General features: G+C 73.2%; 15 protein-coding genes. 10 read left to right on the top strand and 5 right to left on the bottom strand.

The genetic code is table 11. The annotated features are described in order from the left end of the window. Positions 1–52 precede the first annotated feature (52 nt). Positions 53–1,015, bottom strand: coding sequence for a DeoR/GlpR family DNA-binding transcription regulator (locus TU30_RS06190; RefSeq protein ID WP_078878138.1), 963 nt, complete (start codon positions 1,013–1,015; stop codon positions 53–55). 210 nt (positions 1,016–1,225) lie between these two features. Then, positions 1,226–2,674 (bottom strand): NAD(P)H-quinone dehydrogenase, encoded by a 1,449-nt coding sequence (locus TU30_RS06185; protein WP_042165480.1) that lies wholly within the window; start codon positions 2,672–2,674, stop codon positions 1,226–1,228. Positions 2,675–2,784: 110 nt separating this feature from the next. On the opposite strand from TU30_RS06185, the gene TU30_RS06180 reads away from it, so the two are divergent. The 3 genes from TU30_RS06180 to TU30_RS06170 all read left to right on the top strand — a co-directional run bounded on the left by TU30_RS06180 (position 2,785) and on the right by TU30_RS06170 (position 6,073). Next, complete coding sequence (locus tag TU30_RS06180) at positions 2,785–3,303, top strand: gamma-glutamylcyclotransferase (RefSeq protein WP_042165478.1); 519 nt, start codon at positions 2,785–2,787, stop codon at positions 3,301–3,303. A gap of 186 nt (positions 3,304–3,489) precedes the next feature. Continuing rightward, positions 3,490–4,314, top strand: coding sequence for a purine-nucleoside phosphorylase (locus TU30_RS06175; RefSeq protein WP_042165476.1), 825 nt, complete (start codon positions 3,490–3,492; stop codon positions 4,312–4,314). 109 nt (positions 4,315–4,423) lie between these two features. Next, entirely contained in the window at positions 4,424–6,073 is a 1,650-nt protein-coding gene (locus TU30_RS06170; RefSeq protein WP_042165475.1) for a phospho-sugar mutase, read from the top strand. 405 nt (positions 6,074–6,478) lie between these two features. Here TU30_RS06170 and TU30_RS06165 read toward each other — a convergent pair whose 3' ends face one another. Beyond that, complete coding sequence (locus TU30_RS06165; protein ID WP_078878137.1) at positions 6,479–7,321, bottom strand: PH domain-containing protein; 843 nt, start codon at positions 7,319–7,321, stop codon at positions 6,479–6,481. 144 nt (positions 7,322–7,465) lie between these two features. Here TU30_RS06165 and deoC point away from each other — a divergent pair, with 144 nt between their 5' ends. Genes deoC through TU30_RS06150 form a run of 3 tightly spaced genes read left to right on the top strand, consistent with a single transcriptional unit; the run spans position 7,466 to position 10,981 of the window. Then, on the top strand, positions 7,466–8,464 hold the full coding sequence (deoC, locus tag TU30_RS06160) for a deoxyribose-phosphate aldolase (RefSeq protein WP_042165473.1): 999 nt from the start codon (positions 7,466–7,468) through the stop codon (positions 8,462–8,464). A gap of 5 nt (positions 8,465–8,469) precedes the next feature. Continuing rightward, complete coding sequence (locus tag TU30_RS06155) at positions 8,470–10,053, top strand: aldehyde dehydrogenase family protein (RefSeq protein ID WP_234307795.1); 1,584 nt, start codon at positions 8,470–8,472, stop codon at positions 10,051–10,053. Beyond that, positions 10,043–10,981: an aldehyde dehydrogenase family protein gene (locus tag TU30_RS06150; RefSeq protein WP_042165471.1), complete on the top strand. Its 939-nt coding sequence runs from the start codon at positions 10,043–10,045 to the stop codon at positions 10,979–10,981. Before TU30_RS06155 ends, TU30_RS06150 begins: the two co-directional genes overlap by 11 nt. An 85-nt stretch (positions 10,982–11,066) precedes the next feature. Here the strand turns inward: TU30_RS06150 and TU30_RS06145 are convergent, their stop codons facing one another. Then, a complete protein-coding gene (locus TU30_RS06145; protein WP_042165468.1) occupies positions 11,067–11,465 on the bottom strand; it encodes a hypothetical protein in 399 nt (132 codons plus the stop codon). Between the two features lie 142 nt (positions 11,466–11,607). Between TU30_RS06145 and TU30_RS06140 the strand changes: the two genes are divergently transcribed. Then, entirely contained in the window at positions 11,608–12,282 is a 675-nt protein-coding gene (locus tag TU30_RS06140) for a uridine kinase (RefSeq protein WP_042165465.1), read from the top strand. 238 nt (positions 12,283–12,520) lie between these two features. On the opposite strand, the gene TU30_RS06135 is transcribed toward TU30_RS06140, so the two are convergent. After that, entirely contained in the window at positions 12,521–13,264 is a 744-nt protein-coding gene (locus TU30_RS06135; protein WP_042165462.1) for a SigE family RNA polymerase sigma factor, read from the bottom strand. 261 nt (positions 13,265–13,525) lie between these two features. Between TU30_RS06135 and afsQ1 the strand changes: the two genes are divergently transcribed. The 3 genes from afsQ1 to TU30_RS06120 all read left to right on the top strand — a co-directional run bounded on the left by afsQ1 (position 13,526) and on the right by TU30_RS06120 (position 16,673). Continuing rightward, a complete protein-coding gene (afsQ1, locus tag TU30_RS06130) occupies positions 13,526–14,203 on the top strand; it encodes a two-component system response regulator AfsQ1 (protein WP_042165460.1) in 678 nt (225 codons plus the stop codon). A gap of 116 nt (positions 14,204–14,319) precedes the next feature. Continuing rightward, positions 14,320–16,029, top strand: coding sequence for a HAMP domain-containing sensor histidine kinase (locus TU30_RS06125; protein WP_234307802.1), 1,710 nt, complete (start codon positions 14,320–14,322; stop codon positions 16,027–16,029). After that, positions 16,029–16,673, top strand: coding sequence for a hypothetical protein (locus TU30_RS06120; RefSeq protein WP_234307794.1), 645 nt, complete (start codon positions 16,029–16,031; stop codon positions 16,671–16,673). Before TU30_RS06125 ends, TU30_RS06120 begins: the two co-directional genes overlap by 1 nt. The last annotated feature ends 41 nt before the right edge of the window (positions 16,674–16,714 follow it).

The raw sequence follows: 16,714 nt of genomic DNA, 5'->3' as shown, positions 1-16,714 counted from the left end.
GGCGGACCTGCCTGGTCCGCCGGGCGCCTCGTGGTGACGGGCCTGCCCCCGCTCACCGCCTGCGCAGGTCCGCGACCCGTGCCCGCTCCGCGCTCTGGGCCTGTTCGGCCGCCCCCAGGCCCACCGCCGACCGCAGCCCCGGCCCCTGTCGGCGCGGCCCCGGCAGCGGCACGTCCCGGCGCTGCTGCTGCCGTGCCGGGGCCCCGTCACCCCCCGGGCCCGCGGTACCTCCCGGCGCTCCGGCCACGGCGATCTGGACGCCCTGGTCGGCGAGGGCCTGCAACTCGGTGCCCGCGCGGTCGTCGTGCGCGGGCGGCTCGTCCGTCACCAGGCGGGTGATGAGGTCCGTGGGCACGGTCTGGAACATGGTGTCCGTGCCGAGCTTGCCGTGGTCGGCGAGGACCACCACCTCCGCGGCGGCCTGCACCAGCGCCCGGTCGACGGAGGCCGACAGCATGTTGGACGTGGACAGCCCGCGCTCGGCGGTCAGCCCGCTCCCGGAGAGGAACGCCCTGGACACCCGCAGCCCCTGGAGGGACTGTTCGGCACCGCTGCCGACCAGGGCGTAGTTCGAACCGCGCAGCGTACCGCCGGTCATCACCACCTCGACCCGGTTGGCGTGCGCCAACGCCTGGGCCACGAGCAGGGAGTTGGTGACGACGGTCAGCCCGGACACCCGGGCCAGCCGGCGCGCCAGCTCCTGCGTGGTGGTGCCCGCACCGACCACGACGGCCTCGCCCTCCTCCACGAAGCTCGCGGCGAGGTCGGCGATGGCGGTCTTCTCGGCGGTCGCGAGATGGGACTTCTGCGGGAAGCCGGACTCCCGCGTGAAACCACCCGGCAGTACCGCACCGCCGTGCCGGCGGTCGAGGAGCCCTTCTGCCTCCAGCGCGCGCACGTCCCGCCGTACGGTCACTTCGGAGGTCTGGACGACGCGGGCGAGCTCACGGAGCGACACGGCCCCGTTCGCTCGCACCATTTCGAGGATCAATTGGCGACGTTCTGCAGCGAACACGAAACTGACAGTAACTCCAGCGACCGTCTGCTTTCAGCGCTTTGCGCTGAATAGCAGAAGTTGTTCGCACGCCCGACCGTCAAGTGGTATAAGCGCCACGTGATGGCCTGGTTGCATCGCCCGCACGCTCGGGTGCCCCGCAACTCCCTTTGAAGAAAAGGGAGTTGAGGTAGACCGGTGGAGCGTCGGCCGGTAGCCGGTGCCGCGCTGTTACGCCTCCCCGGTCACCTTCCGCGTGTGCAACTGCCGTGCCACCTCGGCGATCGATCCCGACAGCGAGGGGTACACGGTGAAGGCGTTCGCGATCTGCTCGACCGTCAGGTTGTTGTCGACCGCGAGCGAGATGGGGTGGATCAGTTCCGAGGCGCGCGGCGCGACCACGACGCCGCCCACCACGATCTCGGTGCCCGGCCTGCAGAAGATCTTGACGAATCCGTCGCGGATGCCCTGCATCTTCGCGCGGGGGTTGCGCAGCAGCGGCAGCTTCACGACCCGCGCGTCGATCTTGCCCGCCTCGACGTCGGCCTGGGTGTGGCCGACGGTGGCGATCTCGGGGTCGGTGAACACGTTCGACGAGACGGTCTTCAGGTTCAGCGGAGCGACCGCGTCGCCCAGGAAGTGGTACATGGCGATGCGCCCCTGCATCGCCGCCACCGACGCCAGCGCGAAGACCCCGGTGACGTCCCCGGCCGCGTACACGCCCGGGGCGCTGGTGCGGGAGACCCGGTCGGTCCGGATGTGCCCCGACTCGCGCAGCCTGACCCCGGCCTCCTCGAGTCCCATGCCCGCGGAGTTCGGGACGGCGCCGACGGCCATCAGGCAGTGCGACCCGGTGATGACCCGACCGTCCGCGAGAGTCACCTCCACCCGGTCCCCGACCCGCTTGGCGGACTGCGCGCGCGAGCGCGCCATGACGTTCATGCCGCGTCGGCGGAAGACGTCCTCCAGCACCACGGCGGCGTCCGGGTCCTCGCCCGGCAGCACCCGGTCGCGCGACGACACGAGCGTCACCTTCGAGCCCAGCGCCTGGTAGGCGCCGGCGAACTCGGCGCCGGTCACCCCGGATCCGACCACGATGAGCTCCTCGGGGAGCTCGTTCAGGTCGTACACCTGGGTCCAGTTCAGGATGCGCTCGCCGTCCGGCAGCGCGTCGGACAGCTCGCGCGGCTTGCCGCCGGTGGCGATGAGCACCGCGTCGGCGGTCAGCGTCTCCTCGGTCCCGTCGGCGGCCCGGACGACGACCTTGCGCGAGCCGTCCAGGGCCTGCATGCCCTCGAGCCGCCCGCGGCCGCGCAGCACCCGCGCGCCGGCCCGCGTCACGGACGCCGTGATGTCGTGCGACTGGGCCAGCGCCAGCCGCTTCACCCGGCGGTTCACCTTCCCCAGGTCCACGCCCACCACCCGGGCGGCCTGCTCCTCGGGCGGGGTGTCGTCGGCGACGATGATGCCCAGTTCCTCGTAGGAGGAGTCGAAGGTGGTCATCACCTCGGCCGTGGCGATCAGGGTCTTCGACGGCACGCAGTCGGTGAGGACCGACGCGCCGCCCAGGCCGTCGCTGTCGACGACGGTCACCTCCGCGCCGAGCTGAGCGGCGACCAGCGCCGCTTCGTATCCGCCGGGTCCGCCACCGATGATCACGATCCGAGTCACGTACTCCATTGTCCCGCACACCTCACCGGGCGACCGCCCCGGGGGTCCGGCCGTGGCCCCCCTGTTACCGGACCTGTTGCCCGAGTGACCCGCGGTGCGGCTGCCGTACGCTCTCCAGCATGTCGCTCTACGCCGCCTACGCCGGCAACCTCGACGCGCGGCTGATGTCCCGCCGCGCCCCGCACTCGCCGCTGCGCGCCACCGGCTGGCTGAACGGGTGGCGGCTGACCTTCGGGGGCGAGAACTGGGGACCGCCCTGGTCGGGCGGTCCCGGCGGCGGCCTCCCGGCCGGGGCCGCGAGCGGGGCCGGGGCCGACATCCCGCAGGGGGGCGGGAACGGGGCCCTCGCGACCATCGTCGAGGACCACTTCGCGCAGGTCTTCGTCGCGCTGTACGACATCACCCCCGTGGACGAGGAGTCCCTCGACCGCTGGGAGGGCACGGGCCTGGACATATACCGGCGCACCCGCGTCCGCGTGCACACCCTGGACGGTGAGGAATCCGCCTGGACGTACGTCCTGAACACCTACGAGGGCGGCCTGCCCTCGGCCCGTTACCTGGGCGAGGTCGCCGACGCGGCGGAATCCGCGGGCGCGCCCCACGACTACGTGATGGAACTGCGCAAGCGCCCCTGCTGAGTCCGGCCGCACACCCCCTCGCGGCCTCTCGCGCCCCCTCGTACGAACCCCCTCGTACGAACCCGCTCGCACGAAGCTGCGCGCCGGAGTCGCGCACGTTCCCGCCGGAAACGACAGGACAACGATCGCGCGCCCGTGAGCTTCGACATCTACGCGCGTAGGCGAACACCGGCTACTCTCGTCCGCGTGAACGCTTCTCTTCTTCCGGACGACATCCAGGGCGACCCCCACGCCGCGGCCGACGCGGCAGCCGCGCGCCTGCGCGAGCTCACGGGCGCCGAGACCCACGACGTCGCCCTCGTGATGGGCTCCGGCTGGGCACCGGCCGTGGACGCCCTCGGCACCCCCGAGGCCGAGTTCCCGGTCACCGAGCTGCCCGGTTTCCCGCCGCCCGCGGTGGAGGGCCACGGAGGCACGGTCCGGTCCTACCGCCTCGGCACCAAGCGCGCCCTGGTCTTCCTGGGCCGCACCCACTACTACGAGGGCCGCGGCGTGGCCTCCGTCGCGCACGGCGTCCGCACCGCCGTCGCCGCCGGCGCCAAGACGGTCGTCCTGACCAACGGCTGCGGCGGTCTGCGCGAGGGCATGCGCCCCGGCCAGCCGATCCTGATCAGCGACCACATCAACCTCACGGCCACGTCCCCCATCGTCGGTGCCCACTTCGTCGACCTCACCGACCTGTACTCGCCGCGTCTGCGGGCGCTGTGCAAGGAGATCGACGCGAGCCTGGAGGAGGGCGTCTACGCCCAGTTCCCCGGCCCGCACTACGAGACCCCGGCGGAGATCCGCATGGTACGGGTGATCGGGGCGGACCTGGTGGGCATGTCGACGGTGCTCGAGGCCATCGCGGCACGGGAGGCGGGCGCGGAGGTGCTCGGCATCTCCCTGGTCACCAACCTCGCCGCCGGCATGACCGGTGAGCCCCTCAACCACGAGGAGGTCCTCCAGGCGGGCCGCGACTCGGCCGCCCGGATGGGCACCCTCCTGACCCAGGTCCTGGGCCGCCTGTAAGGGGAAAACCCCTCCAGGGACCCTCCACGGGACCTGTGGGCCCCGTCCCGGGCCGCCTTCGCGGGGCGGGGCGACGACGCAACGAATTCTCCGAGAGGCTGACCGACACGTGCACGACGACCTGACCACTCGCGCCCGCACCTGGCTCGCCGAGGACCCCGATCCCGAGACCCGCGCGGAACTCGCGGCGCTCCTCGACGCCGGCGACGTCACCGGACTCACCGCCCGTTTCAGCGGCACCCTCCAGTTCGGCACCGCGGGCCTCCGCGGCGAGCTGGGGGCCGGCCCCCAGCGGATGAACCGGGCCGTCGTCATCCGCGCCGCCGCCGGCCTCGCCGCGTACCTGAAGCGGCACGGGCACGCCGGCGGCCTCGTCGTGATCGGCTACGACGCCCGTCACAAGTCGGCGGACTTCGCCCGCGACACCGCCGCCGTCATGACGGGCGCCGGCCTGCGGGCCGCCGTCCTGCCCCGGCCCCTGCCCACGCCGGTGCTCGCCTTCGCCGTACGGCACCTCGGCGCGGTCGCCGGGGTCGAGGTCACCGCCAGCCACAACCCGCCCCGCGACAACGGCTACAAGGTGTACCTCGGCGACGGCTCCCAGATCGTCCCCCCGGCGGACGCGGAGATCGCCGACCGGATCGCGGCCGTCGGCTCCCTGGACGACGTGCCCCGTCCCGACTCCGGCTGGGAGATCCTGGACGACTCCGTCCTGGACGCCTACCTCGCCCGCACGGACGCGGTCCTGGCCGAGGGTTCCCCCCGGACCGCCCGCACGGTCTACACGGCGATGCACGGCGTCGGCAAGGACGTCCTGCTCGCCGCCTTCGCGCGGGCCGGTTTCCCCGAGCCGGTCCTGGTCGCCGAGCAGGCCGAACCCGACCCGGACTTCCCCACCGTCGCGTTCCCCAACCCGGAGGAGCCCGGCGCGATGGACCTGGCCTTCGCGACGGCCCGCGCGGCCGGGCCCGACCTGGTCATCGCCAACGACCCGGACGCCGACCGCTGCGCCGCGGCCGTCAAGGACACCGCCGCCGGGGGCGGCGACGGGGAGTGGCGCATGCTGCGCGGCGACGAGGTGGGGGCGCTGCTCGCCGCCCATCTGGTCCGCCGCGGGGTGAGGGGCACGTTCGCCGAGTCGATCGTCTCGTCGTCCCTGCTCGCCCGCATCGCGGAGCAGGCGGGCCTGCCGCACGAGGAGACGCTGACCGGCTTCAAGTGGATCGCCAGGGTCGAGGGGCTGCGCTACGGCTACGAGGAGGCGCTGGGTTACTGCGTCGATCCGGACGGCGTACGCGACAAGGACGGCATCACGGCCGCCCTGCTCCTTGCCGAGCTGGCCTCCGAACTGAAGGAGGAGGGCCGCACCCTCCCGGACCTCCTCGACGACCTCGCCGTGGCCCACGGCCTGCACGCCACCGACCAGCTCTCCGCCCGCGTCGAGGACCTGTCCCTCATCGCGGACGCGATGCGCCGGCTGCGCGGGAACCCCCCGGCCGAACTGGCCGGCCTGCCGGTCACCGAGGCCGAGGACCTGACCCGGGGCACGGACACCCTGCCGCCCACCGACGGCCTGCGCTACACCCTCCGGGGCGCCCGCGTCATCGTCCGCCCGAGCGGTACGGAACCCAAGCTGAAGTGCTACCTGGAGGTCGTCGTCCCGGTCGCCGCGCGGGACGGCCTTCCCGCGGCCCGCACCGAGGCGGCGGCCCTGCTGACCGCGATCAAGCGGGACCTGAAGGCGGCGGCCGGCATCTGAGCGGCAGCCTCCGGCAGGCCTCGGGGACACACGCGGGAACGGGAAAGCGTCAGGAGGGGCCGCCGACACGGCGGCCCCTCCTTCGTGCCGCCCCGGGCCTGCCCGGCGGAGCGGGGTGCGGGGCGGCCGCCGGCACCCGCCCGGCCGGAGCGCGGGGGCCGGTGCGGCCGGCCACGGGGCGAGGCGGGTGACGGCAACGCGGCCCGGGTGACTCCGCCTCGAAGGGCCCGCCGGAGGGCGGGCCGCCCCGGCGACACCCGCACGCACTTCCCCGGGCTCTGCGAGCGGGAGGGGTCCGGCCGCGTCGCCGGAGCGCCATGCGCTCGCACGCACCGGACGGCCACGGACCCGCTCTTCGTACGAACGACGGAAACCGTCAGCCGGGCCCGAGCCGCTCGCGGTCCCTCAGTCGAGCGTCAGCAGGACCGCCAGCAGCACGGCGCCGGCCAGGGACGGGGCGATGATCTCGTAGGCCCACCGCACGCTCGCCTCGCCCTGGGCGTGCGCCTCGCCCGCGTTCCTCTCGTGCAGCTCGCGCAGCTCGTCCATCGAACCGTCGGTCCCCGCCCGCCCGCCTCCGCCGAGGGAGGCCCCGGCGCCCGGCGCGGCACGGTCCGAGGCCTGCGGGAGCCGTCGTGCCGCCCTCTTGCGGGCCCGCAGCGACACGGGCAGGGCCCACAGCTGGTACTTGGCGCCGGCCTCGGAGAAGACCTCGTTGGTGTAGCCGGAGCGCAGCGAGGAGACCTGCCCCCAGGGCAGCACGATCGTGCGGAACGGGTTGCGGACGCGCAGCCGGTCCTCGTTGGCGTACACCGCGGGGACCAGGGTGTAGGCCGCCACCAGGGGCACGACGAACAGCAGCGCGGCGAGCGCGAGCCACGGGGCGTCGCCCTCGCCGACGAGCAGGGCGTCGACGCCGAGCCAGCAGGCGAGGCCGAGGATCAGCGCACCGCCGACGAACCCCGAGGTCGACCGGTACACCCGGTCGGCGTACCTGGGCTCCGGGCCCGCCGCCGCCTCCGGGCCCGCCGGGCTTTCCGAGCCCGCCGAAGCCGTGGCCGGGGAGCCCGCGGCGGGTGCGGACTGCGACGCCGCCGAGGACTCCGGTCCCGCCGAGGACTCCGCGGAGTCGGAGGCAGCGGCGGACCCGGTGGAGGCGGTGCCGTCCTCCGTCCCGTCGGCGGGCTCGGTGGACGGGGCGGGCTCGGCGGGCTCCCGGTCGGACGGCTGAGGCTCGGGGGTCGTCATGCCCCCGATTCTGCCCGACGCCCGCAGCCGCACCGGCAGGCGGTGGGCGGGGGCGGGCGGAAGCCGGGCGGGGCCCGCTCCTGTCGCCGGACGGCCGGAGGGCTGTACAGCCGCTACGCGCGTAGATATGCTCGTCTGGTGACCATGTCCTCCACTGCACCCTCCTCCCCCCAGCCCTCGCCGGCGCCCGAGCGGGTCGGTGCCCCCGCCGCGCTGGGCGACGTCACCGCGTCCGACAGCACGCTGCGCCGCTTCCTGCACGGACTGCCCGGCGTCGACGCGGTCGGCCTGGAGGCGCGTGCCGCCTCGCTCGGCACCCGCTCGATCAAGACGACCGCGAAGGCGTACGCCATCGACCTCGCCCTCTCGATGGTCGACCTGACGACGCTGGAAGGCGCGGACACCCCGGGCAAGGTCCGGGCGCTCGGCGCGAAGGCGGTCCGCCCCGACCCCTCCGACCGCACGGCCCCCGCCGCGGCCGCGGTCTGCGTCTACCCCGACATGGTGGCGACGGCCAGGGAGGCCGTCGCCGGCTCCACGGTCAAGGTCGCCTCCGTCGCCACCGCCTTCCCGGCCGGCCGCGCCCCGCTCGCCGTCAAGCTGGCCGACGTCCGGGAGGCCGTCGCCGCCGGTGCCGACGAGATCGACATGGTCATCGACCGCGGCGCGTTCCTCGCGGGGAACTACCGGAAGGTGTTCGACGAGATCACCGCCGTGAAGGAGACCTGCGGGGCGAGCGCCCGGCTGAAGGTCATCTTCGAGACGGGCGAGCTGTCGACGTACGACAACATCCGCCGGGCGAGCTGGCTCGGCATGCTGGCCGGCGCGGACTTCATCAAGACCTCGACCGGCAAGGTGGCGGTGAACGCCACGCCCGCCAACACGCTCCTGATGCTGGAGGCGGTCCGCGACTTCCGTGCGCAGACCGGGGTCCAGGTCGGTGTGAAGCCGGCCGGCGGCATCCGCACCACCAAGGACGCGATCAAGTTCCTCGTGCTGGTCAACGAGACCGTCGGCGAGGACTGGCTGGACAACCACTGGTTCCGCTTCGGTGCCTCCTCGCTTCTGAACGATCTGCTGATGCAGCGCCAGAAGCTGGCCACCGGCCGCTACTCCGGCCCCGACTACGTGACGGTGGACTGATCACCATGACCAAGAAGAACAAGAAGGCCAAGAAGAGCAGGACCGCGGTCGCGCAGGCCGCCGGGGCCGGCGGGACCACCCCGGCGACCGCCCCGGCGGCCACCGTCCGGGCCACTGTCCGGACCGCCCCCGCCCAGGCCGCCCCCGCACGCTCGTCCGCGTTCGAGTACGCCCCGGCGCCGGAGTCCCGCGCGGTCGTCGACATCGCCCCGTCCTACGGCCTGTTCATCGACGGCGAGTTCGCCGAGGCCGCCGACGGCCGGGCCTTCAAGACCGTCAGCCCCGCCACCGAGGAGCTTCTCTCCGAGGTCGCGCAGGCCGGTGAGGCGGATGTGGACCGCGCGGTGAAGGCGGCCGGGAAGGCCTTCGCGACCTGGTCGGCGCTGCCCGGCGCGGAGCGGGCGAAGTACCTGTTCCGCATCGCCCGGATCATCCAGGAGCGCAGCCGCGAACTGGCCGTCCTGGAGACGCTGGACAACGGCAAGCCGATCAGGGAGACGCGCGACGCCGACCTGCCCCTGGTCGCCGCGCACTTCTTCTACTACGCGGGCTGGGCCGACAAGCTCGAGCACGCCGGCTACGGAGCGAACCCGCGCCCCCTGGGCGTCGCCGGCCAGGTCATCCCCTGGAACTTCCCGCTGCTGATGCTCGCGTGGAAGATCGCGCCGGCGCTCGCGACCGGCAACACGGTCGTGCTGAAGCCGGCCGAGACCACCCCCCTCTCCGCCCTGTTCTTCGCGGACGTCTGCCGCCAGGCGGGCCTGCCCCGGGGTGTCGTCAACATCCTTCCCGGATACGGCGACGCGGGCGCCGCGCTGGTCGCCCACCCGGACGTGCGCAAGGTCGCCTTCACCGGCTCCACGGCGGTCGGCAAGCAGATCGCGCGGACCGTCGCCGGGACCCGCAAGAAGCTCACGCTCGAACTCGGCGGCAAGGGCGCCAACATCGTCTTCGACGACGCCCCGGTCGACCAGGCCGTCGAGGGCATCGTGAACGGCATCTTCTTCAACCAGGGCCAGGTCTGCTGCGCGGGCTCCCGCCTGCTGGTCCAGGAGTCGATCCAGGACGAACTGCTGGACTCCCTCAAGCGCAGGCTCGCCACGCTGCGGCTGGGCGACCCGCTGGACAAGAACACCGACATCGGGGCGATCAACTCCTCCGAGCAGCTCGCGCGGATCACCTCGCTCGTCGAGCAGGGCGAGGCCGAGGGCGCCGAACGCTGGTCCCCTGCCTGCGAACTCCCGGAGAACGGCTACTGGTTCGCGCCGACGCTGTTCACCGGCGTCACCCAGGCACACACGGTCGCGCGGGACGAGATCTTCGGCCCGGTGCTGTCGGTGCTCAGCTTCCGGACCCCGGACGAGGCCGTCGCCAAGGCCAACAACACGCCGTACGGCCTGTCGGCGGGCATCTGGACGGAGAAGGGCTCCCGCATCCTGGCCGTCGCGAACAAGCTCCGCGCGGGTGTCGTCTGGTCCAACACGTTCAACAAGTTCGATCCCACCTCGCCGTTCGGCGGCTACAAGGAGTCGGGATTCGGCCGCGAGGGCGGCCGCCACGGCCTGGAGGCGTACCTCGATGTCCGATAAGACCGACAAGAACGTGCAGGCCGGCGGGGCCGGAACGGCCGAACAGCCGCGGCTGAGCGTCTTCAAGACCTACAAGCTGTACGTCGGCGGGAAGTTCCCGCGTTCGGAGAGCGGCCGGGTGTACGAGGTGACGGACCCCCAGGGCACATGGCTCGCCAACGCCCCGCTGGCGTCCCGCAAGGACGCCCGTGACGCGGTGGTCGCCGCCCGCAAGGCGTTCGGCGGCTGGTCGGGGGCGACCGCGTACAACCGCGGTCAGGTCCTCTACCGCGTCGCGGAGATGCTGGAGGGCCGCCGGGAGCAGTTCGTGCGGGAGGTCGCCGACGCGGAGGGCCTGTCGCGGGCGAAGGCCGCGGCACAGGTGGACGCGGCGGTGGACCGCTGGGTCTGGTACGCGGGCTGGACGGACAAGATCGCCCAGATCGTCGGCGGCGGGAACCCGGTCGCGGGCCCGTTCTTCAACCTGTCGTCCCCCGAACCGACCGGTGTGGTCGCCGTCCTGGCGCCCCGGGAGTCGTCGTTCCTGGGCCTGGTCTCGGTTCTCGCCCCGGTGATCGCGACCGGCAACACCGCGGTCGTCGTCGCCTCGGAGAAGGCCCCGCTCCCGGCGCTCTCGCTCGGCGAGGTCCTGGCCACCTCCGACGTGCCCGGCGGCGTGGTCAACCTCCTGTCCGGCCGTACGGCGGAGATCGCCGCGCCGCTGGCCGCGCACCAGGACGTCAACGCGATCGACCTCGCGGGCGCCGACGAGGCACTCGCGAAGGAACTGGAGACCGCCGCGGCCGACAACCTCAAGCGCGTCCTGCGTCCACAGCCTGTGGACGACTGGTCGGCCACGCCGGGGACGGACCGCATGACGGCGTTCCTGGAGACCAAGACGGTCTGGCACCCGACGGGTTCCCTGGGCGCCTCGGGCTCCGCGTACTGACCGAGGAGCCACCGCGGGCCGGAGAGCCGTGCCCCCGTCCGGACGGGGGCACGGCTCTCCGTACGTCCGGCGGGCACCCCGGCGGTCAGGCTCCCAGCAGACCCGTCGCCCGTCCGGCGACCGGAAGGGCGTCGACCGACTCCGCCTGGGCCACCGGGCCGGTCAGGTCCCGGGAGCCCACCGGCTTGAAGTCGGCGACCTGGGTGCCGACGCCGTTGTCGAGCGGGTCGACGCCCGTACCGGCCAGCGGATTGGGCTTCAGGCCGGAGACCGGGCCCGCGACCTGGCCGACCGTGCCGGTCAGGGGCCGCACACCGGCCTGCGGGTCGACGGCTCCGAGCGACGCGGACTGCGGGCCCGGGGGCACCTGGGAGTCCGCCGCTGCCGCCGTCGTCGCGCCCGCCCCCAGGGCCACTCCCGCGGTCGCCAGGGCGACCAGGGCGTGCCGGGCGGCCGGCTTCTTGGGTGCTGCGTGTCGGGCCATCACTGCTGCCACCTCTTGCCTCCACCGGCCACTCCCGTTGAGTGACCGGACCGACGCGCAGCGTAGTGGAGGTGTGGTGCGCGCCTCAAAGCGGACCCGCACGGTCGTGCGACACCCGGGGGATGCCGCACACTGGTGTCCCGTGAGTTCCCAGTCGCCCTTCTCCGCGCGTGTCGTGCTGCTCTGCGGCCCCTCCGGCTCCGGCAAGTCCCTCCTCTCGGCCCGCTCCGGCCTGCCGGTGCTGCGCCTCGACGACTTCTACAAGGAGGGCGACGACCCGTCGCTGCCCCTCGTGACGGGCAGTTCCGACATCGACTGGGACCACCCCGGCTCCTGGGACGCGGACGCCGCCGTCGCCGCGATCGACCGGCTGTGCCGTACGGGCCGTACGGACGTGCCCGTCTACGACATCGGCCTGAGCGCCCGTACGGGTGCGTCGCACGTGGACTTCGGCACGGCCCCGCTGTTCATAGCGGAGGGCATCTTCGCCGCGGAGATCGTCACGCGCTGCGGCGAACTCGGCCTCCTGGCCGACGCGTTGTGCCTGAGCCGGGGCCCGGTGAAGACCTTCCGCCGCAGGTTCCTGCGGGACCTCAGGGAGGGCCGCAAGTCCGTGCCGTTCCTGCTGCGCCGTGGCTGGCGGCTGATGCGGCTGGAGCGGTCGATCGTCAGCCGTCAGACCGCGCTCGGCGCGCACGCCTGCGACCGCGACGAGGCACTGACCCGCCTCGCGGCCGCGCGGCGCGACAGCGGCAGCGGACGGGTCGGGGCCGACACGGACACGGGCACGGCGCGTACGCCTGCCCGGCCCGGGTAGCCGGCACGTAACCGGCGCCGCGCCGGCGCGGACCTGCGCACGCGCAGAAGCGGGACCGGAAGGCCCCCGGCCCTCCGGTCCCGCTTCCTCGTGGCTCCCCCGCTCCGTGGTGACGTCCCCCGACGTCCCCGCGTCCCCCGTTACTTGCTCCCCCCGGTTCCCCCGGGATCCCCCGATCCCTCGGTCCCCGTTTTCCCCGTGGTCCCCCCCCGGTCCCCCGTGCTCCCCCCCCGTACCTTCAGGCGACCAGCTCCCCGAAGGCGCTCTCCTCGTCACGGCCGAAGCTCAGGGCCTCGTCGTCGCGCAGCCGGCGGAGCGACCGCCAGATGCTCGACTTCACCGTGCCGACACTGATGCCGAGGATGTCCGCGATCTCCGGGTCCGTGCGGCCCTCGTAGTAGCGCAGGACCAGCATGGTGCGCTGGAGCTCTGGCAGCCGCGCCAGCGCCTGCCAGAGGACCGCGCGCAGCTCGGTGCCGCGCATCGCGTCCGTGTCGCCCACCGTCTCCGGCAGTTCCTCGGTCGGGTACTCGTTCAGCTTGCGGCGGCGCCACGCGCTGATGTGCAGGTTGGTCATGGTGCGGCGGAGGTATCCGCCGACCGCGGCCTTGTCACTGATCCGCTCCCATGCCCGGTAGGTCGAGAACAGGGCGCTCTGCAGCAGGTCCTCGGCCTCGAAGCGGTCGCCGGTCAGGTGGTAGGCGGTCGCGTACAGGGAGGCGCGTCGCTCCTGGACGTAGGCGGTGAACTCCGCCTCCGACAGTGAACGGCGCTCCCCCGTCCCCTCCCCGTACCCGCTTCCCCCGCGTGTTTCCCCCGTGCCCCCCGTGGGCGCGTCGATCACCGTCATGAAGCCGGTGTGACGCCCGGTGCCGCGACCGCACCCCCGTTTGGTCGCGGCACCGGCCTTCTCACCACCCCGGTGCACGTCGTGCAGACGCGTGACAACCGCGCTGTAGCTGGTGCCGTGCAGCGTGCTCATCTCGCGCCCCCCGTCGTGGACTTCCGGTGTGTTCGCCTTGCTGTACCGCTGTCCTGCTGATGACGGAAAGCCTGCCCGGGTGACTTCATCGCCGTGTCCGCCGACTGTCACAGGCCTGTCACAGAGGGCGGCCTCGGTCCGGAGCCGTCGTCGCCCGCGCCTTCCCCCAGACGTCGGCACACGTGGCTGCCTTCGTGCGATCCCCACGGGTATCTGCCCCCGCGGGTCGAACGGGGAGCCTCCATGGGCCAGAATGAGCCTGTGCCTTCCCTGTTGCTGATCGAGGACGACGACGCCATCCGCACGGCCCTGGAGCTCTCACTGACGCGCCAGGGTCATCGCGTGGCGACCGCTGCCAGCGGTGAGGACGGTCTGAAGCTGCTGCGTGAGCAGCGGCCGGATCTGATCGTGCTGGACGTGAACCTGCCCGGCATCGACGGATTCGAGGTCTGCCGGCGTATCCGGCGCACCGACCAGCTGCCGATCATCCTGCTGACCGCGCGCAACGACGACATCGACGTCGTGGTCGGGCTGGAGTCCGGCGCCGACGACTACGTGGTCAAACCCGTGCAGGGCAGGGTGCTGGACGCCCGGATCCGGGCGGTGCTGCGCCGCGGTGAACGGGAGTCCACCGACTCGGCGAGCTTCGGCAGTCTGGTCATCGACCGCGCGGCGATGACCGTGACGAAGAACGGCGAGGACCTCCAGCTGACGCCGACCGAGCTGCGCCTGCTGCTCGAACTGAGCCGCCGTCCGGGCCAGGCGCTGTCCCGGCAGCAGCTGCTGCGGCTGGTGTGGGAACACGACTACCTGGGCGACTCGCGCCTCGTGGACGCCTGCGTCCAGCGGCTGCGCGCCAAGATCGAGGACGTGCCGTCGTCCCCGACGCTGATCCGTACGGTGCGGGGTGTCGGCTACCGGCTGGACCCGCCTCAGTGACACACGAGCAACAAGGGAACCAGCAGCACCAGGAGCACCAGGAGCACCAGGAGCACCAGGAAGACCGCAGCGGGCCCCGCGGCTGGTCCGCGGCGCGCAAGGGCCTCTGGTCACGGCTGCGGTTCACCAGCCTGCGGCTGCGGCTCGTCGTCGTGTTCGGGCTGGTCGCGCTCACCGCCGCGGTGTCCGCGTCGGGCATCGCGTACTGGCTCAACCGCGAGGCGGTGCTCACCCGTGCCCAGGACGCGGTCCTGGGCGACTTCGAGCAGGGGATGCAGAACCGGGCGGGCGCGCTGCCCGAGCACCCGACGCAGGACGAACTGCAGCACGCGGCGGGCCAGATGGCCGACAGCAGCCAGCGGTTCTCGGTGCTGCTGATCGCCGAGGACCCCCGGGGCCGTACCGTGTACGGCAGTTCGGGCGGGCTGAGCGGCTTCTCGGTGCAGGACGTGCCGGTCTCGCTGCGCGAGGCGGTGAACGAGCGGCAGAAGATCACCTCGGCCAACCCGTACGCGTACCACCTGTACTGGCAGCGGATCGTCCAGGGCGACACCCCCTACCTGGTGGCGGGCACCCGGACGATCGGCGGCGGCCCGACCGGTTACATGCTCAAGTCGCTGGAGCCGGAGGCCAAGGACCTCAACTCGCTCGCCTGGTCGCTGGGGATCGCCACCGGGCTCGCACTGATCGGCTCCGCGCTGCTGGCGCAGGCCCTGGCGACGACCGTGCTGAAGCCGGTGCAGCGGCTCGGGGTGGCAGCCCGGCGGCTCGGCGAGGGCAGGCTGGACACCCGGCTGCGGGTGTCGGGCACGGACGAACTGGCCGATCTGTCGAGAACGTTCAACAAGGCCGCCGAGGCGCTGGAGAAACGGGTGGCCGACATGGCCGCCCGGGACGACGCGTCCCGCCGGTTCGTCGCGGACATGAGCCACGAACTGCGCACCCCGCTGACCGCGATCACGGCGGTGACGGAAGTCCTCGAGGAGGAGTTGGAGTTCGAGGGCGGTGGCATCGACCCGATGATCGAGCCCGCCGTACGGATCGTGATCAGTGAGACGCGGCGGCTGGGCGACCTGGTCGAGAACCTGATGGAGGTCACCCGTTTCGACGCGGGCACCGCCCGTCTCGTCCTCGACGACGTCGACATCGCCGACCAGATCACCGCCTGCATCGACGCCCGTGCCTGGCTGGACGCGGTCGAACTGGACGCGGAGCGCGGCATCCACGCCCGGATCGACCCGCGCCGGCTGGACGTGGTCCTCGCCAACCTCATCGGCAACGCCCTCAAGCACGGCGGCTCGCCGGTACGGGTGTCGGTGCGCGAGGAACGCGAGGCCGGGAGCGGAAGCGGTGGCGACCGCCCGGGCGCCGCGGGGGCAGGCACGGTCGGCGGCAGGGAAACGGCCGACGAGCCGGGTTCCACCGCCGGCACCGGGGGCGTGGGCACGGTGGTCATCGAGGTGCGGGACCAGGGACCGGGCATTCCCGAGGACGTCCTGCCGCACGTCTTCGACCGCTTCTACAAGGCCAGCGCGTCCCGGCCGCGTTCCGAGGGCAGCGGGCTCGGGCTGTCCATCGCGATGGAGAACGCCCATGCCCACGGCGGCGAGATCACCGCGGCCAACGCCCCCGGCGGCGGCGCGGTGTTCACGCTGCGGCTGCCGCGCGACGTCTCCGCACTGATGGAACGGGACGCCGAGGACCCGCGGGAGAGCACGGGCGGCGTCTCCGGGAAGGCCGGCGGCGGTACGGGCGGCGCCTCCGGGAAGGCGGCCGGCGGTGGCAAGGGCGGCGCCCGGCATGAGCGCGCCGAGGGGGACGCGTGATGACCGTACGTCCGACGAAGGCGAGCCCGGTGCGGATACGACGCTTCCCCGGGCTGCTCACCGTCACCGCGCTCGGCGTGCTGCTCGCCGGGTGCGGGATCCGGGCCACCGAGGTGCCGACCGACTTCGGTCCGGCACCCTCCCGGGTGCGCTGTGCGCAGACCGAGGCGGACGGGGCCTCACCGCCCGCACGGGGCCTGCCGGCGCAGGTGTTCCTGCTCTGCGGCTCGTCCCTGGTGGCCGTCGACCGGACGGTGCGGGTGCCAAAGGGCGCGGCGGACTCCGGGCAGCGGCGCGCCGAGGTGGCTCAGGGACTGCTGGACCAGCTCTCCGCGCCGCCGACGCCCGCCGAGAAGGAGACCGGGTACACCACGAACGTACGGGGCGGGATGACCGTGAGCGGTCCGCGTTCCGGCGATCCCAAGGACACGCTGCGTCTGAGCATCCCGCCGGGGAGCCTGACGTCCTACGCGCTCGCGCAGATCGTCTGCACGTTCTCCGACTCGGCGGCGGCCGAGGGCGACGGCTCGGTGGTCCTGGGCGGCCAGGACGACGAACGACCGCGCCGCTACCGGTGCACCGACGAGGTCCGGGCCCGTCCCGGCAGCACGGAGCCGCCGTCCACGGCGGTCGCCGACGGGTGACGCCGGGCGCGGCCGGTGTGCCGCGCTGTGGCGCATGCCTC

The organism is Streptomyces sp. NBRC 110035 (assembly GCF_000829695.1).
Classification (GTDB): domain Bacteria; phylum Actinomycetota; class Actinomycetes; order Streptomycetales; family Streptomycetaceae; genus Streptomyces.
This window is presented reverse-complemented; position numbering and strand designations above follow the sequence as displayed.